Source organism: Methylobacterium sp. Gmos1, assembly GCF_053764715.1.
Map to the genome: position 1 here is coordinate 21,793 of NZ_JBSNCC010000003.1, position 17,586 is coordinate 39,378.

Annotated in this window: 10 protein-coding genes; 4 read left to right on the forward strand and 6 right to left on the reverse strand. The window is 71.3% G+C overall.

Going from position 1 to position 17,586, the window contains the following annotated elements; translation table 11 throughout:
* Positions 1-4: 4 nt before the first annotated feature.
* Both ACS5PV_RS06220 and ACS5PV_RS06225 read right to left on the reverse strand, forming a co-directional pair.
* Positions 5-751: an SDR family oxidoreductase gene (locus ACS5PV_RS06220; protein WP_455394484.1), complete on the reverse strand. Its 747-nt coding sequence runs from the start codon at positions 749-751 to the stop codon at positions 5-7.
* Positions 748-1,746 carry an NAD-dependent epimerase/dehydratase family protein gene (locus tag ACS5PV_RS06225; protein WP_455394485.1) on the reverse strand — a complete coding sequence of 333 codons (999 nt, stop codon included), beginning with the start codon at positions 1,744-1,746 and terminating at the stop codon, positions 748-750. The genes ACS5PV_RS06220 and ACS5PV_RS06225 overlap by 4 nt, the downstream gene beginning before the upstream one ends.
* 700 nt (positions 1,747-2,446) lie before the next feature.
* Between ACS5PV_RS06225 and ACS5PV_RS06230 the strand changes: the two genes are divergently transcribed.
* Positions 2,447-4,657: a type I secretion system permease/ATPase gene (locus ACS5PV_RS06230; protein WP_455394486.1), complete on the forward strand. Its 2,211-nt coding sequence runs from the start codon at positions 2,447-2,449 to the stop codon at positions 4,655-4,657.
* Positions 4,654-6,162 carry an HlyD family type I secretion periplasmic adaptor subunit gene (locus tag ACS5PV_RS06235; RefSeq protein WP_455394487.1) on the forward strand — a complete coding sequence of 503 codons (1,509 nt, stop codon included), beginning with the start codon at positions 4,654-4,656 and terminating at the stop codon, positions 6,160-6,162. The genes ACS5PV_RS06230 and ACS5PV_RS06235 overlap by 4 nt, the downstream gene beginning before the upstream one ends.
* Before the next feature lie 266 nt (positions 6,163-6,428).
* On the opposite strand, the gene garD is transcribed toward ACS5PV_RS06235, so the two are convergent.
* From garD to ACS5PV_RS06250, 3 genes are all read right to left on the reverse strand, one after another.
* Entirely contained in the window at positions 6,429-8,009 is a 1,581-nt protein-coding gene (garD, locus tag ACS5PV_RS06240) for a galactarate dehydratase (protein WP_455394488.1), read from the reverse strand.
* 99 nt (positions 8,010-8,108) lie between these two features.
* The gene (gene kdgD / locus ACS5PV_RS06245) at positions 8,109-9,050 is read right to left on the reverse strand and encodes a 5-dehydro-4-deoxyglucarate dehydratase (protein WP_455394489.1); all 942 of its coding nucleotides are present in this window, start codon (positions 9,048-9,050) and stop codon (positions 8,109-8,111) included.
* 95 nt (positions 9,051-9,145) lie between these two features.
* Complete coding sequence (locus ACS5PV_RS06250) at positions 9,146-10,039, reverse strand: LysR family transcriptional regulator (protein ID WP_455394490.1); 894 nt, start codon at positions 10,037-10,039, stop codon at positions 9,146-9,148.
* Between the two features lie 106 nt (positions 10,040-10,145).
* On the opposite strand from ACS5PV_RS06250, the gene ACS5PV_RS06255 reads away from it, so the two are divergent.
* Positions 10,146-11,099 (forward strand): methyltransferase domain-containing protein, encoded by a 954-nt coding sequence (locus tag ACS5PV_RS06255; RefSeq protein WP_455394491.1) that lies wholly within the window; start codon positions 10,146-10,148, stop codon positions 11,097-11,099.
* Between the two features lie 552 nt (positions 11,100-11,651).
* A complete protein-coding gene (locus ACS5PV_RS06260) occupies positions 11,652-13,928 on the forward strand; it encodes a TonB-dependent siderophore receptor (protein WP_455394492.1) in 2,277 nt (758 codons plus the stop codon).
* 31 nt (positions 13,929-13,959) lie between these two features.
* On the opposite strand, the gene ACS5PV_RS06265 is transcribed toward ACS5PV_RS06260, so the two are convergent.
* Positions 13,960-17,583, reverse strand: a complete 3,624-nt coding sequence (locus ACS5PV_RS06265; RefSeq protein WP_455394493.1) for a glycosyltransferase family protein — start codon at positions 17,581-17,583, stop codon at positions 13,960-13,962.
* Positions 17,584-17,586 lie beyond the last annotated feature (3 nt).

The window sequence follows — 17,586 nt, forward strand, 5'->3', positions numbered from 1 at the left end:
TCCGTCAGGCCGCGAGCCAGCCGCCCTCCACCGGCAGGGCCGCGCCGGTGGTGAAGGAGGAGGCGTCGCTGGCGAGGTAGAGGATGGCCCGGGCGACCTCCTCGGGCTGTCCGAGGCGCTTCATGGCGTGCCTCGCCTCGGAGGCCGCGCGGGCGGCGTCAGGATCGGCGGCGCGGCGGAAGCTGCGGGCGAGCATGGGCGTCTCGATCGCGCCCGGCACAACGGCGTTGGCCCGGATGCGGTCGGCGGCGAAGTCGAGCGCCATGGTGCGGGTGAGGCTGAGCACCGCGCCCTTGGCGGCGAGGTAGGCGCTGTTGCCGCGCCCGCCGGCGAGCGCCAGCTGCGAGGCGACCGTCACGATGGCACCGCCGCCGCGCGCGCGCATCGACGGCACCGCCCGTCCGGCCCAGAGCCAGGTTCCGCCGACATGGGCGCGGAACACCGCGTCCCAGTCCTCGGGCGTGGTGGTCTCGACGGTGCCGCCGACGGAAAAACCCGCCGCCGTCACCAGCACGTCGATGCCACCGAACGCCGCGACGACCGCACCCGCATCGGCCGCGACCGCTTCGGGATCGCCGACATCCGAGGCGCGGGCGAGGCCGCCGATCTCGGCCGCGACCGCTTCTGCCGCCGCACCGTCCCGGTCGATCACCGCGACCTGGGCGCCGGCCTCGGAAAAGAGCCGCGCCGTCGCGGCGCCGATGCCGGAGCCGCCCCCCGTCACCACCGCGACCTTGCCGTCGAGCCTCACGGGCGATCCTCCGTCATGCGTGTCTGAAAGGCGAGGAACGCGTCGGCCGAGGCGGCGAGACTGTGCGCGGCTTCCCAGCCGAGTTCGTCGCGCAGCCGCCCGGTGGCGAGCGGCGGCCGGTCGCGGTCGCCGTGCAACGAGATCGTCGGGGTCTCGCCGGCCTCGGCGAGGCGGCAGGTGAAACCGGATCTTGCCCGGGAGGGATTCCGGGCCAGGGACCCGGCCAGCCGCTCGCCCCAGGAAAGGACCGGCCAGACCGCGGGGCTCGACACGTTGTAGAGGGGAAACCTCAAGCGCTCCGCCGCGATCAGCCGCGCCACCGCGTCCGCGGCGTCGGGGGCGTAGAGCCAGTCGCGCCGGCCGGGCCGCGGCAGCAGCGCCGGGGTGCCGGCCTCGGCGGCGGCCCAGATCTGCGCCTGCGGGCTCAGCGTATCGCGTAAACCCGTCTCGCGCTCGAACGGGCCGAACACCGCGCTCAAGCGCACGCTCACCCCGTCGAGGCCCCAATGGCCGCACAGCCGGGCGAGCACCTGCTCCGAGGCGAACTTGGTGACGGCGTAGAGGCTCTCAGGCTCTGCCGGCAGATCCTCGGACAGGAGTTCACCCTGCGCGGCCCCGTAGGCCGCCGCCGAGGACAGGTTCACCACCCGGCGCACCCCGGCCCGGCGGCAGGCCTCGAGGATCGGCACGATCGCCCCGAGATTGACCGCGAGGATCGTGCCCGGATCCGCCGCCTCGCGGGCGGCATCCGCCGTCACCGCGGCGGCGATCACCACCGCGTCGGTGCCGGGCTGGATGACGGCGGCGAGGCAGGCCGGATCGGTCACGTCACCGAGGTCGAGGGAGAGGGCGCCTGCCTGCGCGGCGAGCCGGCGCAGCAGGGGCGGCGGGGCTGAGGCCCGGTCGAGGAGGCGCACGGCGAGCCCGCGCCCGAGCAGGCGATCTGCGAGGTTCAGCCCGACGAAGCCGGCGCCGCCCAGGATGACGGTGCTCATGACGACGGGATCGGCCTCGGGCCCGGGCCGTCGCGGTGGAGAGGTGTCGGCACGCGCTGTCCTCGTGATCGATCCGCCGGCCGTCATGCACGAAGCGGGCCGGCGGGAGGCGGAGAGCGCCTATGGAACGCGAGTGCGTACTCGTGTGCAACCTTGGCGTTTCCCGATCGGCCGTGTTGCGGCGCCGGTGGGCGGCAACGTTCGGAAACGCGAGAGCGGAACGACGCGTGGCATGGGCACACGACGATGCCGCGTGAACAGGCAAATTCCGTTTTGCCTCGCCGCCCTTTTCCGGACCACCGAGAGCCCGTTGATCGGATCCGACAGAGTTGACACCGAGCATGACATGCGGGGTGTTGATACTGTCCAGTCAAGCAAGCGGGATTTGGGTCGTTCGGAAAACGCGGGTGGACCGCTTACCCCTCGGAGAGCCGCCGCCCTGCGACCCGCGGCACGAACGGCATGCCCGCAATCATCCACGGGACTGTCATGAAATCATCATGACGCCCGACCAAGAGGTTTCCCGAAACAGCCGGCGCGAAACACGCGCGGCCCGCATCCGCGTCGACCCTGGCCGCCTTCGGGTTGCTCCAAGCTGGTCACGAAGGGCGTAATTCTCGTATACGTTGCGGTCCGGGGACGGAATGCGGCGTGAAGCCGGCGTCGGTGTGCTTGCGCCGCGGAGCAAGGGGAACGAAACATGGTGCAAGACGCGGCCGCACCGGCCGGCCCGGGCCAATCCGGTCCCGCCGCCGCGGAACTGCCGGCGGCGCGGCCCGATTCGGGCCTCGGGGCGCTCGCCCTCGTCGCCTCGTTCCACCAGATCCCGTGCGAACCGGCGCAGGTCCGCCACGATCTCGGCCTCGGCCAGGCGCCGATGGGCGGCGTCGACATCGTGCGCGGCGCGCGCCGCCTCGGCCTCAAGGGCCGTCTCCTGCAGAACCAGAAGCCCGCCCGCCTCGACGGCATCCCGCTCCCGGCGATCCTGGAGGTCGAGGACGGGCGCTTCGTCGTCCTCGGCCGTCGCTTCGAGGACGGCAAGCTCCGCATCATCGATCCGGTCGCCCGCACCGCCGAGCACGTCGAGGCCGAGGCTTTCCTGCCCCGCTGGACCGGCACCATCGTGCTCGTCGCGCGCCGCGCCAACCTCCAGACGGCGATCCACAATTTCGGCCTGACCTGGTTCGTGCCGTCCGTCTGGCGCTACCGCAGGCCGCTCGCCACCGTGCTGGTCGCCTCGCTGTTCATCCAGCTCTGCGCCCTCATCACGCCGATCTTCTTCCAGATCACCATCGACAAGGTGCTGGTCCACCGCGGCTACTCGACCCTGACGCTCGTCGCGGTCGGCCTCGTGGTGCTCGGCCTGTTCCACGTCGTGCTGCAATACCTGCGCGGCTACATCCTCACCCATACGGCCAGCCGGATCGACGTCGAGCTCGGCGCGCGGCTGTTCGACCACCTGATGCGGCTGCCGCTCGGCTATTTCGAGACGCGGCCCGCCGGCCAGACCGTCGCGCGGGTGCGCGAACTCGAGACGGTCCGCAACTTCCTCACCGGCCAGGCGCTGACCTCGGCGATCGACGTGCCGTTCACGCTGCTGTTCCTCGCCATCCTGTACTTCTACTCGCCGCTGCTGGCGCTGATCGTTACCCTGTCGATCCCGTGCTACATCCTGGTGGCGGTGCTGCTGCGGCCGATCCTGCGCGACAAGACCCTGGAGCGGTTCAACCGCTCGGCGATGTCGAGCCAGTTCCTGATCGAGTCGGTGGTCGGCATCCACACCGTCAAGGCGCTCGCGGTCGAGCCGACGCTGAAGAGCCAGTGGGAGGAGCGGCTCGCCGCCTACGTCAAGACCTCGTTCGTCGCCGGCCTGGTGGCCAGCATCGGCCAGAACGCGATCCAGTACATCTCGAAGGTCACCACCGCGCTCGTGCTGTTCTTCGGCGCCTACGCGGTGATGAACGGCGAGCTGACCGTCGGCAGCCTGATCGCCTTCAACATGATCATGGGCCAGGTCACCGCACCGATCCTGCGCCTGTCCCAGCTCTGGCAGGACTTCCAGCAGGTCAAGGTGTCGCTGGAGCGCCTCGGCGACGTGCTCAACTGCCCGCCGGAGACCCGGGCGCTGGCCCAGGCCCACCTGCCGCCGGCCAAGGGCCAGGTCACGGTGCGGGGCGTGTCGTTCCGCTACCAGCCCGGCACGCCGGAGGTGCTGAAGGACGTCAGCCTCGACATTCCGGCAGGCCAGGTCATCGGCATCGTCGGCCCGTCGGGCTCGGGCAAATCGACCTTCACCAAGCTCCTGCAGCGCCTCTACACCCCTGAGAAGGGCCAGGTGCTGGTCGACGGGGTCGACATCGCCCAGGTCGACCCGGCCTGGCTGCGGCGCCAGATCGGCGTCGTGCTCCAGGAGAACCTGCTCTTCAACAAGACGGTGTTCGAGAACATCGCGCTGGTCAATCCCGGCCTGTCGCGGGCGCAGGTGATGCAGGTGGCGCGCCTTGCCGGCGCCGACGAGTTCATCAACCGCCTGCCGCTCGGCTACGACACCCCGATCGAGGAGCGCGGCGCCAACCTCTCAGGCGGGCAGCGCCAGCGGCTCGCCATCGCGCGGGCGCTCGCCACCAACCCGCGCATCCTGATCCTCGACGAGGCGACCTCGGCCCTCGACTACGAGAGCGAGCGCATCATCCAGGAGAACATGAAGCACATCGTGCGCGGGCGCACCGTCATCATCATCGCCCATCGCCTCGCGGCGGTGCGGATCTGCGACCGCATCATCGCCGTGCAGGAGGGGCGGATCGTCGAGGACGGCACCCATCGCGAACTGGTCGAGCGGCCGGCCTCGCTCTACGGCCGCCTCTGGCGCCTGCAATCCGACCACGGCTCAGCCCAGGGAGAGGCCGCGTGAGCGCGAACCCGCAACCCGCCGCCAACCTCCCGGCCCCCCGCCGCAGCCCGCCGCCGGCCCGCTTCAGCCCGCGCGGGCTCAGCGAGCGGGTGCGGCGTCTCGCCGACGACCGCTCGGACCAGGAATTCCTGCCGGCGCATCTCGAGATCCTCGACACCCCGCCCTCTCCTTACGCGGTGGTGTTCACCTGGGTGATGTGCCTGATGTTCGGGGCGGCACTCCTCTGGAGCATCTTCGCCCAGATCGACATCCACGCGGTAGCGACCGCGCGCATCCAGCCCTCCGGCCGCTCGAAGGTCGTGCAGCCCTTCGACACCGGCAAGGTCCAGACGATCGCGGTCGAGAACGGCAGCCGGGTCCAGGCCGGCGACGTGCTGCTGACGCTGGAGCCCACCGAGGCCGAGGCCGACCTGTCCTCGCGCCAGGGCGACCTCGCGGCGCTGGAGGCGCAGATCGCGCGGCGGCGCGCCACGATCGAGGCGGTGGAGAAGAACAAGCCGACCGCCCGGGTGGATTTCCCGGCCGGGGTGCCGCCGGCGGTGCGCGCCCGCGAGGAGGGCGCGATGCTGGCCGAGATCGGCCAGTACATCACCACCCGCGAGGCGTTCGAGGCGCAGCTCGCCGAGAAGGTCGCGACGCAGGAGCGCTTCTCCGCCAGCATCGCCGCCCGGATGCGGCTCCAGGCGGTGCTCAAGGAACGCGCCGACATGCGCGAGACCCTGGTCGCCAAGGCCGCCGGCACCCGCGCCGCGGTGATCGACGCGGTGCAGCAGGTCGAGCAGGTCGCCGCCGACCTCGCCTACGACCGCGGTCAATTGACCGAGGCCAAGGCCGGCGCCGTCTCGCTCCAGCGCCGCATCACCCAGCTGACCAGCGAGACGGTGGCGCGCCAGTACCAGGCGCTGACGGAAGCGGCGCAGAAGCGCGACGCCCTGGTGCAGGACGTGGTGAAGGCGCAGCTCAAGCGCGAGCGCACGGCGCTGAAGGCGCCGATTTCCGGCACGGTGCAGCAGCTCGCCGTGACGACGCTCGGCCAGGTGGTGACCGCGGGCCAGCCGCTGATGGTGGTGGTGCCGACCGACGGACCGATCGAGGTCGAGGCGCAGGTCCAGAACAAGGATATCGGCTTCGTCCTGCCCGACCAGGAGGCGGTGGTGAAGATCGACGCCTTCCCGTTCACCCGCTACGGCTCGATCGAGGGCAAAGTCGTGCGGGTGTCGCGCGACGCGATCGACGACCGCGAGGCGAGCGGCGGCAGCGACGCGCTCTCGGTGGCGCGGGGCCAGGGCCTCAACCCGGTGACGGGGATGCCCAAGACCCAGAACCTGATCTTCCCGGTGACGGTGGCGCTGTCCAGGACCACCATCATGGCCGACGGCAAGGAGGTGGCGCTCACCCCCGGCATGACCGCGACGGTCGAGATCCGCACCGGGCGGCGACGGGTGATCGACTACCTGCTGTCACCGGTGCGCGAGACGACCTCGACGGCGGGGCATGAGCGGTGAAAGCTAGAGGGGGTGGCTCGACGTCAGGCACCCTCTTTTTTCTGAAGGCCGCCACCCTTTCCCGGACGACTGAAGCGTCAGCGGAAGGAGATCCGGGATCCAGGGGATAATGTGCCGCGAAGCGGCTCTATACTTGCAACGTTGCAGACGGGCGGACGCTTCGCGACTTCTTGTGCTGGATCCCGGATCTCCTTCCGCTTCGCTTCAGTCGTCCGGGAAAGGGGTGAGTTGCTGATCGCGAGCAACGCGATCTTGCTTTAGCCGATTTACGTGATCGGCGCCGGGTTGAACAACGTCAGGTCATTGTACAATCCCCAATGATCCGACCACGGCTTCTTCACGCCGCTCGCCACGTCGAGGATCAGGCGGAACAGTTCCCACCCCGTCTCCTCGATCGTCGCCTCGCCGGTGGCGATCTTGCCCGCGTCGAGGTCGATCAGGTCGGACCAGCGCTGTGAGAGTTCGGTGCGGGTCGCGACCTTGATCACCGGCGCCTCGGCGAGGCCGTAGGGCGTGCCGCGGCCGGTGGAGAAGACCTGGAGGGTGATGCCGGAGGCCAGTTGTAGCGTGCCGCAGACGAAGTCGCTCGCCGGGGTGGCGGCAAAGATCAGGCCTTTCTGGCGCACCTTCTCGCCGGGAGCCAGCACGCCGCGGATCGCGCTGGTGCCGGACTTCGCCACCGAGCCGAGCGCTTTCTCGACGATGTTGTTGAGCCCACCCTTCTTGTTGCCGGGCGACGGGTTGGCGCTGCGGTCGGCCCCGCCTTGCGCGAGGTAGTCGTCGTACCAGGCCATCTCCCGCACCAGCGCGCGGGCCACCTCCTCGGTCTCCGCCCGGGGAGTGAGGAGGTGGATCGCGTCGCGCACCTCGGTCACTTCCGAGAACATCACCGTGGCGCCGGCCCGAACCAGGAGGTCGGCGGCAAAGCCCAGAGCCGGGTTGGCGGTGACGCCCGAGAAGGCGTCGCTGCCGCCGCATTGCAGGCCGACGACGAGATCTGAAGCCGGGCAGGTCTCGCGGGTGCGCCGGTTCAGGATTTCGAGCCGGGCCTGCGCCATCGCCATGATGCTGTCGAGCATCATCCCGAAGCCCTGGTGAGCCTCGTCCTGGAGCCGCACCACGCTGTCGGCCCGGCCGTCCGGCAGGAGCCGCTCGGAGACCAGCTTCTCGCAGCCGAGGCCCACCACCATCACCTCGCCGCCGAAATTCGGGTTCTGGGCCAGGCTCTGGAGGGTGCGGATCGGGATCACCGCCTGCGGCGCGTTGATGGCGACGCCGCAGCCATAGGCGTGGGTCAGCCCGATCACGTCGTCGACGTTGGGGTAGCGCGGCAGCAATTCCCGCTTGATGCGCCGGATCGCCACCTCGAGGGTGCCGGCGACGCATTGCACGCTGGTCGAGATCGCCAGGATGTTGCGGGTGCCGACCGAGCCGTCCGGATTGCGAAAACCCTCGAAGGTGTAGCCGTCGAGCGGCGGCAGCGGGGCCGGCACCCGGGTGGCGAGCGGCAAGCGGTCGAGGTCGGGCGCCACGGGCGTGCGCACCCGCGATTCCTCGACCCAGCCGCCGCGCGGGATGTCGCGGAGCGCGGTGCCGATCACCTCGCCGTAGCGGCGGATCTCGGCGCCCTCGGGAATGTCCTGAAGCGCCACCTTGTGGCCCTGCGGCACGAATTCCCGCAGCACGAGGCCGTCGGGGAAGGCGGTGCCGGCCGGCAGCCCGAAGGCGTTGACCACGATCGCGACGTTGTCGGTCTCGTGCAGGCGGATGGTGCGGGGTGCGTCGCCCCGCGTCGTGGGGACCGTCTCCGGGCCATGTCCCTCGGTCGTCCGCGGCTCGTCCAGCATCGGCTCCCTCCCGGTACGGCCGGCGTCGTGGCGCGCCGGTTCTTGAACGAAAACGGCGGTGCCGCCCGCACGGACTTCACCGCCCGAACGTCTCTACGCCTATTCGGCAGCGAGCGCCCGCGTCGGGCTGACCCGGGCGACGAGGGCTTCCAGCTCGGCCTGCTCGGCGGCAGTGAGGTCGGTGAGGGGAAAGCGCACCGGGCCGGAATCGCGTCCGACCGACCGCATGCCGGCCTTGATGATCGAGACGGCGTAGCCCTTGCGGCGGTTGCGGATCTCGATCAGCGGCAGGATGAAGTCGCGCAAGCCCTGCGCCACCGCCGCCCGGTCGCGCCGGCGCACCGCGGCGTAGAAGTCGAGGGCGAAGCCCGGCACGAAGTTGAACACCGCCGAGGAATAGGTGGTCACGCCCATCTCGAGATAGGGCAGGGCGAAGGTTTCGGCGGTGGGCAGGCCGCCGATATAGGTCAGCCGGTCGCCCAGCCGCGAGTAGACCCGGGTCATCAGCTCGATGTCGCCGATGCCGTCCTTGTAGCCGACGAGGTTCGGCAGCTTCTCGCAGAGCCGCGCCAGGGCCTCGGGGCCGATCACCGCGTTGTCGCGGTTGTAGACGATGACGCCGAGGCCGGTTGACCGGCACACCGCCTCGATATGGGCCGAGAGCCCGTCCTGCTCGGAGCCGACGAGGTAGGGCGGCAGCAGCAGGAGGCCGTCGGCGCCGGCATTCTCCGCCGCGCGGGCCATCTCGCAGGCGATGGCGGTGCCGTAGCCGGCGCCCGCGAGCACCGGCACCCGGCCGTTGGTCTCGGCGACCGCGACGCCGACCACGCGGGCGACCTCGGCCGGGGTGAGGGAGAAGAACTCGCCGGTGCCGCCCGCCGCGAACAGGCCGGCGACGTCGTAGCCGCACAGCCAGTCGAGGTTGCTGCGGTACTGCGCCTCGTCGAAGGCGAAATCGGCGCTGAAGGGGGTGACGGGGAAGGAGAGCAGGCCGGCGCCGAGGCGCTGGGCCATGGTGATGGGCGAGAGCGCGGTGGCCATCGGGTATTTCCTCGACTCAAGCTTCGGGGCTGTCCCCGCTGGCGTCGAGGTCTAGATCCCGGCATCATGCCGCTCCAACACCATGTCGGCATGGTTCAATCCAATTCCGGCATCGATGTCGCGAGCTCGGTGAGGATCGGGATCAGCGGGTTGTCGTTGCCGCGGCGCCAGACCAGGAAGAGCTCCACCGGCCGGCGCGGTGCCGGGATCAGCGGCCGGAGGGTCACGCCGGCGACCCGCAGCGAGGCCGCCGATTCCGGGACCAGCGCAACGCCGAGCCCCGAGCGCACCAGCGACAGGATGGTGTGGATCTGCGCCAGGTGCTGCACCGCCTTCGGCGCGAGACCGGCCTCGGAAAAATAGTCGCCGACGAGGTCGTGGAAGTAGCGCGCCTCGTCCGGCGCGTAGGCGATCAGGGGTTCGCCCGCCACGGCCTGCGCCGTCACGCCGTCACCCGCCGCCAGGGGGTGGTCGTTGGGGAGCGCCGCCACCAGCGTCTCGCGGGCGATGCGCAGGGAGCCGTCGGCTGCCGGCGGCAGGGGCGGGCGCATCAGGCCGAGATCGATGGCGTGCGAGCCCAGCGCCTCGGCCTGGGCGGTGCTGACCATCTCCTTCAGGTGGATGTCGGCCTCGGGCAGCCGGTGGCGCGCCGCCCGCACCAGGTCGGGCAGGGTGCGGTAGGCGGCCGCCGCCGTGAAGCCGAGGGTGACGCTGCCGGCCTGGCCCGCCGCCACCCGGCGGGCGGTCGCCGCCGCCTCGTCCGACAGGCGCAGGATGCGTCGCGCCTCGGTGAGGAAGCGGCGCCCCGCCGGAGTCAGGCGCACGGCGCGGCTGGTGCGGTCGAGGAGCGTCACGTCGAGGACGCGCTCCAGCACCTGGATCTGCCGGCTCACCGGCGGCTGGGTCAGGTGCAGCCGCTCGGCGGCGCGGCCGAAATGCAGCTCCTCGGCCACCGCCACGAAGCAGCGCAGCTGGCTCAGTTCGAACATCGGACCTCCGCGCCGGCGGGATGCGGGATGAAAGCCGGGCGCTCGCGCGTTAGTACGGCATGGCTTCGGGCAATCCGCCGGTCGCGCTCCCGAGAGAAGGCCGCCGATGTCCTCGCCGCTCCACCTGGTCCAGCACGCCGTCCCGTTCACCGCCTATCCGTACCGGGGCAAGGGGATGGCGTGCAATCTCTGCGGCGGCACCGACACCCTGACCGTGGCCGAGACCGACCGCCGGCTGAAGCGGCTGCGCTCGGTCGCCTGCACGGAATGCGGCCTGATCCGCACCGACCCGATGCCGACCGCCGCAGAGCTCGACGCCTACTACGCCTCGGCCTACCGCGCCGCCTACCAGTTCTCCCTCGGCCGGCGCCCGCCGCGCCACCACCTCCACCGCTCGCGGCGCGAGGCCGGATTTCGCGCCGACCTGCTCGGGCCCGCCCTGGTGCCCGGCGCGCGGGTGCTCGATTTCGGTGCGGGCTCGGGCGAGTTCCTGGTCGCGGCGCGGGAGCGGGGCTGCACCGTCACGGGCATCGAGCCAGGCCGCACCTACGCCGCCTTCGCCCGCGCCGAGCACGGCGCGCGGGTGCTCGACGGGTTCGAGGACCTGTCGCCCGAGGAGAGCTTCGACGTCGTCACCGTGCACCACGTGCTGGAGCACCTGCGCGATCCCGTCGACACCCTGGCGCGGCTGGCGCTGCGGCTCGCGCCCGGCGGCGTGCTCTACGCCGCGGTGCCCAACATGGCGGCGACGGGCAAGCCGCCGCACGAGCGCTTCCACTTCGCCCACGTCCACGGCTTCGTGCGCCAGACCCTCGACCGCGCCGCCCGCCGGGCCGGGCTCGCCCCGCATCCCGATTACCGGCGCGAGGATACGACGGCGGTGTACCGGCACGCCGAGCCCTCCGACGGGCCCGCCCCCACGACGCACGGCCTGGCCCAGGACCTTGCCGCCGCCCTCGCGCCGGTCCGCCCCGGCGCCTACCTCGCCTCCGGCGCGTGGCTGCGCCCGATGGTTCGCCGGAATGCCAAGGCGATCCGGGATACGTTCGTGGGGCGGTAGCGGCGGTCGGGTTCGAGGGATGGGGAGCGACCGGCTTCCTTCCCTGGTCCCGCAGAGCAGGGCAATCCACTCAAGAAGAGACGCGGATCGTCTCCTCTCCCCGCCCGCGGGGAGAGGCCTGAGCTCCGAAGGGGCTCAGGGAGCAGCGAACCGCAGGTTCGCCGCGAGGGTGAGGGGGGGCTTCCGGAGGAGCCTCACTCGTCAAGCCCCCCTCACCCTCGCTCCGGCTTCGCCTCCGCTTGCTGCGTCTCCTGAACGGAGACACAGCCCTCTCCCCGCCCGCGGGGAGAGGGGATTTGCCGCGCTATTTCTAGCTTCACAGTTTTCCTTAGACAGCCGAGCGGGCGCGGCGCCCCCACGCCCCTCCTCGTTGCGAATCTGCCACGGGGACGAACATCCACCGCGCAATCCGGGATTCCGCATCCGCACGCCGATCCGGCATGCTAGGAAAAAGCGAGCTAGAACAATAACTTAGTATCATTCTAAAGAGCGGCGTCACCCCGGGCGGGTCATCCTCCCAGGGCAGGTGGGCCGTTGCCCGAAGGTCTCGCAATGCGTTCCCATCCCCGCGCTCCCGCCCGCTCTCGCCGCCTCGTCGCCGCTCTCGCGGGTGGCGTCTCCCTGATCGGCCTCGCCGCCGGGGGCGCGGCGGCGCAGGAGGCGACGCCGCCGCGCCAGGGCGCGGCGGCCGGCGGCTCGATCCAGCTCGAGGCGATCGACGTCGCCGGCAACGGCGCGCCCAACGGGGCGCCGGCTGGCGGACCAGTGGTCGCGGCCCGGCCGAAGGAGGATCCGCGCGGGCCCATCGACGGCTACGTCGCCAAGCGCACGCTGACCTCGACCAAGACCGACACGCCGCTGATCGAGACGCCGCAATCGATCACCGTGATCGGGCGCGAGCAGCTCGATGCCTTGAAGCCGCAGCAGGTCGGCGAGGCGATCAGCTACTCGGCCGGCGTCTTCGGCAACGTGTTCGGGCCGGACCCGCGGGTCGACTTCTTCCTGATCCGCGGCTTTACCGCCAACGACACCGGCCTCTACCGGGACGGCCTTCAGCTCTTCAACTACGGCTTTGCCACCTACAAGGTCGACCCGTTCGGCCTGGAGCGCATCGACGTGCTGCGCGGGCCGGCCGCGGTGCTGTTCGGCCAGGGCGGGCCCGGCGGCCTCGTCAACCTCATCAGCAAGAAGCCGCCCTTCGAATCCTTGAACTACGTCGAGGTCGGCGGCGGCTCGTTCGGGCAGAAGTACCTCGCCTTCGACTTCGGCGGTCCGGCCGACAAGGAGGGGCACTGGTTCTACCGTCTGACCGGCATCGGCCGCCAGGGCGGCACCCAGGTCGACGGGCTCGACGAGAATCGCGGCTACATCGCCCCGACCTTCACCTACAAGCCGGACGGCGCCACCACCTTCACCCTCCTGTCGAGCTTCCAGTACGACGATACCGGCCGCCTCAACGCCTTCCTGCCGTATTACGGCACGGTGCGGCCGACCGTGCTCGGCCTGCGCATCCCGCAGAACTACAACGTCTCGGATCCGTTCAACAACACCTACCGGCGCTCCCAGGCGAATGTCGGCTACGAGTTCGAGCAAGTCTTCGACGACACCTGGACCTTCCGGCAGAACCTGCGCTACTCGTTCAGCGAGTCGCTCGACGACGCGTTCCTCGGCGGCCTGTTCGGCCTCAACGGCACCGGCTACGCCGACGCGAACCAGACCCAGATCGCGCGCTACCGCTTCCGCGCCTCGTCGCGGGCGCGCCTGTTCAACGTCGACAACCAGGCGGTGGCCCGGTTCGACGACGGCCTGTTCAAGCACACCTTCCTGATGGGCCTCGACTACAAGAACTTCCAGCTCAACGACAACAACGCTACCGGCGGCTTCGTCGGCCCGAGCGTCGCCAACTTCAACATCATCACGCCGAACTACGGCAGCCCGAGCGTCCCGGTCGCGCCCTACCTCGTCAATTACGACGTGTTCCAGCAGCTCGGCCTGTACTTCCAGGATCAGGTCAAGCTCACGCCCGAGCTGACCCTGGTGGTGTCCGGCCGCGGCGACTTCACCTCGAACGAGGTCAACAACCGGCTCGCCGATACGGTGACGCGGCAATCGGCCAACGCCTACACGCAGCGCTACGGGCTGATCTACAACTTCGATTTCGGCCTGGCGCCGTATGTCAGCTACGCGACGTTCTTCAACCCGCAGGTCGGCACCAACGCTTACAGCCAGCCGTTCCGGCCGACCACCGGCGACCAGTACGAGGTCGGCGTCAAGTACGAGATCCCGGGCGCCAACGCCTTCCTGACGCTCGCCGCCTTCGACCTCGCGCTCGCCAACACCCTGACGGCCGATCCGGCCAACCTCAACAACCAGCTCCAGCTCGGCGAGACCCGCTCGCGCGGCTTCGAGGCGCAGCTGGTGGCCAACATCACCAAGGACTTCAACGTCGTCGCGTCGTTCACGAGCTACAACCTCGAGATCACCAAGGGCGATGTCGGCACGATCGGCCGGACGCCGACCAACGTGCCCGAGACCCTGGCGGCGATCTTCGCCGACTACACCATCCCGACCGGCGACTGGGCCGGGTTCGGCTTCGGTGCGGGCGTGCGCTACGTCGGCCGCTCCTTCGCCGACGTGAACAACACCCTGACGGTGCCTGAGCGGGCGCTGTTCGACGCGGTGATCCACTACAGCCGCGACAACTGGCGCTTCGCCATCAACGCCGCCAACCTCGCCGACAAGCGCTTCGTCTCGTCGTGCCAGTCGGTCACCGCCTGCTTCTACGGCGAGCAGCGCCGCATCACCGCGAGCCTGAGCTACAAGTGGTGAGCCGAGGGGCGGGGTCTTTGCGCCCCGCGCCTCATCCGGGGATCATCCCGAGGACGTGCCGTGAAAAGTCCGGCAGGGCGACCGCGCCGGTCTCGTAGACCTGGAAGACGTCGAGCGTCCCGTCCCGCAGGGCGTCGAGGGGCAGCAGGATCTCGAAACCGGCGCTCAGCGCATCGTCGTCGCGCAGGTGTGCCGCCACGTCCTGCCGGGTGACGCCCTCGGCGACCATGTACCGGCGCCGGCCCCGGCCGCCCCAGCGGGCGATCCAGGCGAGCGGCCGGCCGCGCCCGGGCAAGAAGCACCAGCCCGCCACCGTCACGGGCGTGCCGAGGAGGGGCGTCGCCTCCCCGACCGCGACGGCGTCGAGGTTCGGGCGGGTGCGCGCTCTCGGGATCCAGGCCCGGCGCAAGGCAGGCGGCGGCTCGGCCGTGACCAGGCAGGCGCGGGCGGTGGGCGCGACGAAGAGGGTGGTGCCGGTGTCGTGGAGATCCGCGCCGTCCCCGTCGCCGACCAGGGCGCAGAGGCGATAGTGGCCGGGGGCGATCTCGCGCATTTGCGCCTCGGCGCCGATCCGTGTCGTCCCGCCCTCGTCGTGGCCCACCGCCCGGGTCCAGGCCGTGCCCGTGTCGTTCTCCAGCACCAGGTAGCAGGGGCCGCGCCGCGCGCCGACCGGCAACAGCAGTTCGATGCGGGTGCGGCCGCCCTGGCGCGCCACCGGCACGCCCTCGACCGTCGGCAGCCCGTGGCCGGCGAGGCGCGCGGGTTCCGGGCTCCGGCGTAACGCCTGCCCCGGTACCGGCAGGCCTGCCCGCCACGGCGTGACGGGTCCCCGCGCGGGAAAGCCGGGGGCGGTGAAGCGCGCGACCTCGTGGGCGGCCGCGACGTGGTCCGGGAAGACCTGGAGCAGATCGATTGCGTAGAGGCCCGCCGGCAGGTCGGCGACGCGCACCTGTGCGGCGAACCCCGCCTGCTCGGCCCGGCCGGTTCCGAACCGGCCGGCGAGCTCGGGGCGACGCTCGGGGAGGGCGGCGACGTAGCGCGTGGCCGATTCCGAGCGCAGCCGCAGCCAGGTCCCGGCCGGGCGTCCGGCCTCCGGCCGCCAGATCCAGCCGCGCAGCGAGAGGCTGTCGCTCGCCGCGAAGATTCCGACGCGGCCGGGCAGCCGTTGCCCGTCGGCGACGAGATCGGCGATCTCCCACGACAGGTCGGGTTCGCCCGGCGGGAGCGCCCGCTCGGGCAGCGCCGCCACCGCCGACGGCAGGGCGTCGGAGACGGCGCCCGTCGTCTCGGCCCCGTCCCAGACGATCTCGGGGTCGGTCCAGTCGGGGTGGTTGAGGCGGTAGCCGAGATCGAGGGCCGAGAGGGTGAAGGGGGCCGCAGGCGCGCCCGAGGCGGCGTGCGGGACGGGCCGGGCCGCGATCAGGTCGCGGTAGAGCGCCGCCATCCGGGCAGCGTGCCCGGCGACCGTCGGGAAGGTCTTTCGGGCGATTCCGGCGCGCAGGGCGGCGACGAGGTCCGGATCGTGCGCGAGCCGCCGCAGGGCCTGGCGCACGGCGCCGGACTCGCCCGGCGGGACCTTGATCCCGTCGACGCCGTCGGTGACCCGCTCGCCCGGCGCGCCGAGATCGGTGACGATCGGGATCAGCCTGGCCCGCCAAGCCTCGGTCAGCGAGATCATGTAGGTCTCGGGCCACAGCGAGAGGTGGAGCGACACGTCGCAGCCGGCGAGCAGGTCCGGCACCTCGTCGCGGGTGTAGCCGCCGCGCAGGATCAGCCGCTCCCCCGCCTGCGCCTCGAAGGCGGCGACGAGGTAGCTCTCGACGTAGCCCAGCACCTCGAAGACGATCGCCTCGCCCTCCGTGATGCGCACGAGTTCGAGCAGGGTGCGGGCGCCCTTGTGGTCGACGACGTTGCCGAGCACCGCGACCCGCAGGGGCGGGCGCTTTCCGGGGGGGCTCGATTCGGCGACTGGCGCCGGTTCCGGCAGGCGGGCGGGCTCTGCATCGATCATCTCGATCACCGCGACCCGGCCCGTCGCCTCCGGGTAGAAGGCCCGGACATAATCGGCGGTGGCCGGCGTGCTGGTGACGAAGGCGTCGATGCTCGCGAGAATCCGGGCCACGAACCCGTCGCGCCGGGCCTTCGAGCCGGCGGGCAGCCCCTCGGTCGTCGCGAGGCAGCCGTCGCATTGTTCCTCGCCGCGATGCACCACGTCGCAGAACCGCCCCTGCTGGTTCATCAGGGTGAAGCGGTGGCAGACCAGGAAGAAATCGTGCAGCTGGGCCACCACCGGCACGCCGTGCGCCCGGGCGATCGCCGGCAGGCTCAAGGGCAGGCCGAGCAGGTGGTGGACGTGGACGAGGTCGATGCGGCGCTCGACCAGGATGCGCTCGAACAGGGCCTCGATCTCGGGGCTCGCGAGCAGCCGCTCGGCCGGCGGGATCGGCAGCGCCTCCGAGGTCTCGCCCTCGTCGAGGCGCAGCACCCAGGCGTCCTCCTCGAAGGAGGGGTAGAGGAACAGCGCCTCGAACCCGTCGAGCGCCCCCGCCAGCTGCTCCTGGTAGACTTCCACCCCGCCGCCCTGGCGCCGCCCGGTCCGGTTGTGGGCGACGAAGAGCAGGCGCGGCTTGGCGGCGGCCGGGACAGGCGCGGCTGGAGCGGTCGCGCGCTCGAGGATCTCCGCGCGCTCGAGGACCGCCCGCACGATCACGTCGACCCGGTGGTCGTAGAGGTGCTCGGCGCGGGTGCGGGCCCTCGCCCGCTCCGCCATGGCGATGCGCCCGTCCGGGTCGGCCAGCATGGCGGTGATCGCCTCGATCGCCTCCTCCTCCGCGCAGGCGCGGATCTCGCGCCCGGCCTCGTAGTAGGCGAAGGTTTCCGGATCGGCGCCGACGACGAGCTGCGCGCCGCCGGCGAGCGCCACCTCGAACAGCCGCGGCGGCGGCGTCGTGCCGGACGCCACCTCGTCGGCGCCCGCGGTGAAGATGCGCGGCAGGGTCAGCACCACCCGGCTGGCATTGGCGAGCCGGGCGAAATCCGCGTTGCCGCAGCGCCAGTCGACGACGAGGTCGTCGCGCACCAGCACCGGCTGCGGCAGGTAGGCGTTGGCCGGCAGCGCGACCTTCACCTTCAGGTCCCGGGGAAAGGCCGACAGGATCCGGTTGAGCGTCGCGACCCGGTTCGGCCAGGCTGTGCCGACGAACAGGAGGTCGTAGCGGTAATTCGCGTCGTCCGGTCGGACGGGGAGGTCCTGGAACAGGGTCGTGGCCGCCAGCGGCAGGTGCCGGGCCTTCGCTCCGTAGCGGGAGAGCGAGCCGCGATCGTTGCTGAAGACGAGGTCGAAGCAGCCCGAGAGCCGGGCATTCGCGGCGCTCAGATACGGGTCCTCGGTGGTCCAGAGCGCGCTGGTGCCGGCGAGCGCGCACAGGCGCCGCAGAAGCGCATGGTGGCGGCTCGCACCGCCAAGCGCCAGGACGAGGTCGAAGCGCTCGCCCCGTGCCAGTTCGTCCTGCGCCAGCGCCACCGCGTCGGCATGGGTCGCCCGCACCACCCGCCCGACGGCGGGGTGGCGCCGCAGGGCGTCGGCCACCGCGAGCGCGATGTAGGCGTTGCTGGTCCTCGGCTCGGTATCGAGCAGCAGTACGGACAGGGGCATGGG

What these genes read in the sequence shown, in the direction of transcription:
- ACS5PV_RS06225 (WP_455394485.1), bottom strand. Translation starts at nt 1,746, where the DNA reads ATGAGCACCGTCATCCTGGGCGGCGCCGGCTTCGTCGGGCTGAACCTC.
- ACS5PV_RS06230 (WP_455394486.1), top strand. Translation starts at nt 2,447, where the DNA reads ATGGTGCAAGACGCGGCCGCACCGGCCGGCCCGGGCCAATCCGGTCCC.
- garD (WP_455394488.1), bottom strand. Translation starts at nt 8,009, where the DNA reads ATGCTGGACGAGCCGCGGACGACCGAGGGACATGGCCCGGAGACGGTC.
- kdgD (WP_455394489.1), bottom strand. Translation starts at nt 9,050, where the DNA reads ATGGCCACCGCGCTCTCGCCCATCACCATGGCCCAGCGCCTCGGCGCC.
- ACS5PV_RS06250 (WP_455394490.1), bottom strand. Translation starts at nt 10,039, where the DNA reads ATGTTCGAACTGAGCCAGCTGCGCTGCTTCGTGGCGGTGGCCGAGGAG.
- ACS5PV_RS06255 (WP_455394491.1), top strand. Translation starts at nt 10,146, where the DNA reads ATGTCCTCGCCGCTCCACCTGGTCCAGCACGCCGTCCCGTTCACCGCC.
- ACS5PV_RS06260 (WP_455394492.1), top strand. Translation starts at nt 11,652, where the DNA reads ATGCGTTCCCATCCCCGCGCTCCCGCCCGCTCTCGCCGCCTCGTCGCC.
- ACS5PV_RS06265 (WP_455394493.1), bottom strand. Translation starts at nt 17,583, where the DNA reads ATGCCCCTGTCCGTACTGCTGCTCGATACCGAGCCGAGGACCAGCAAC.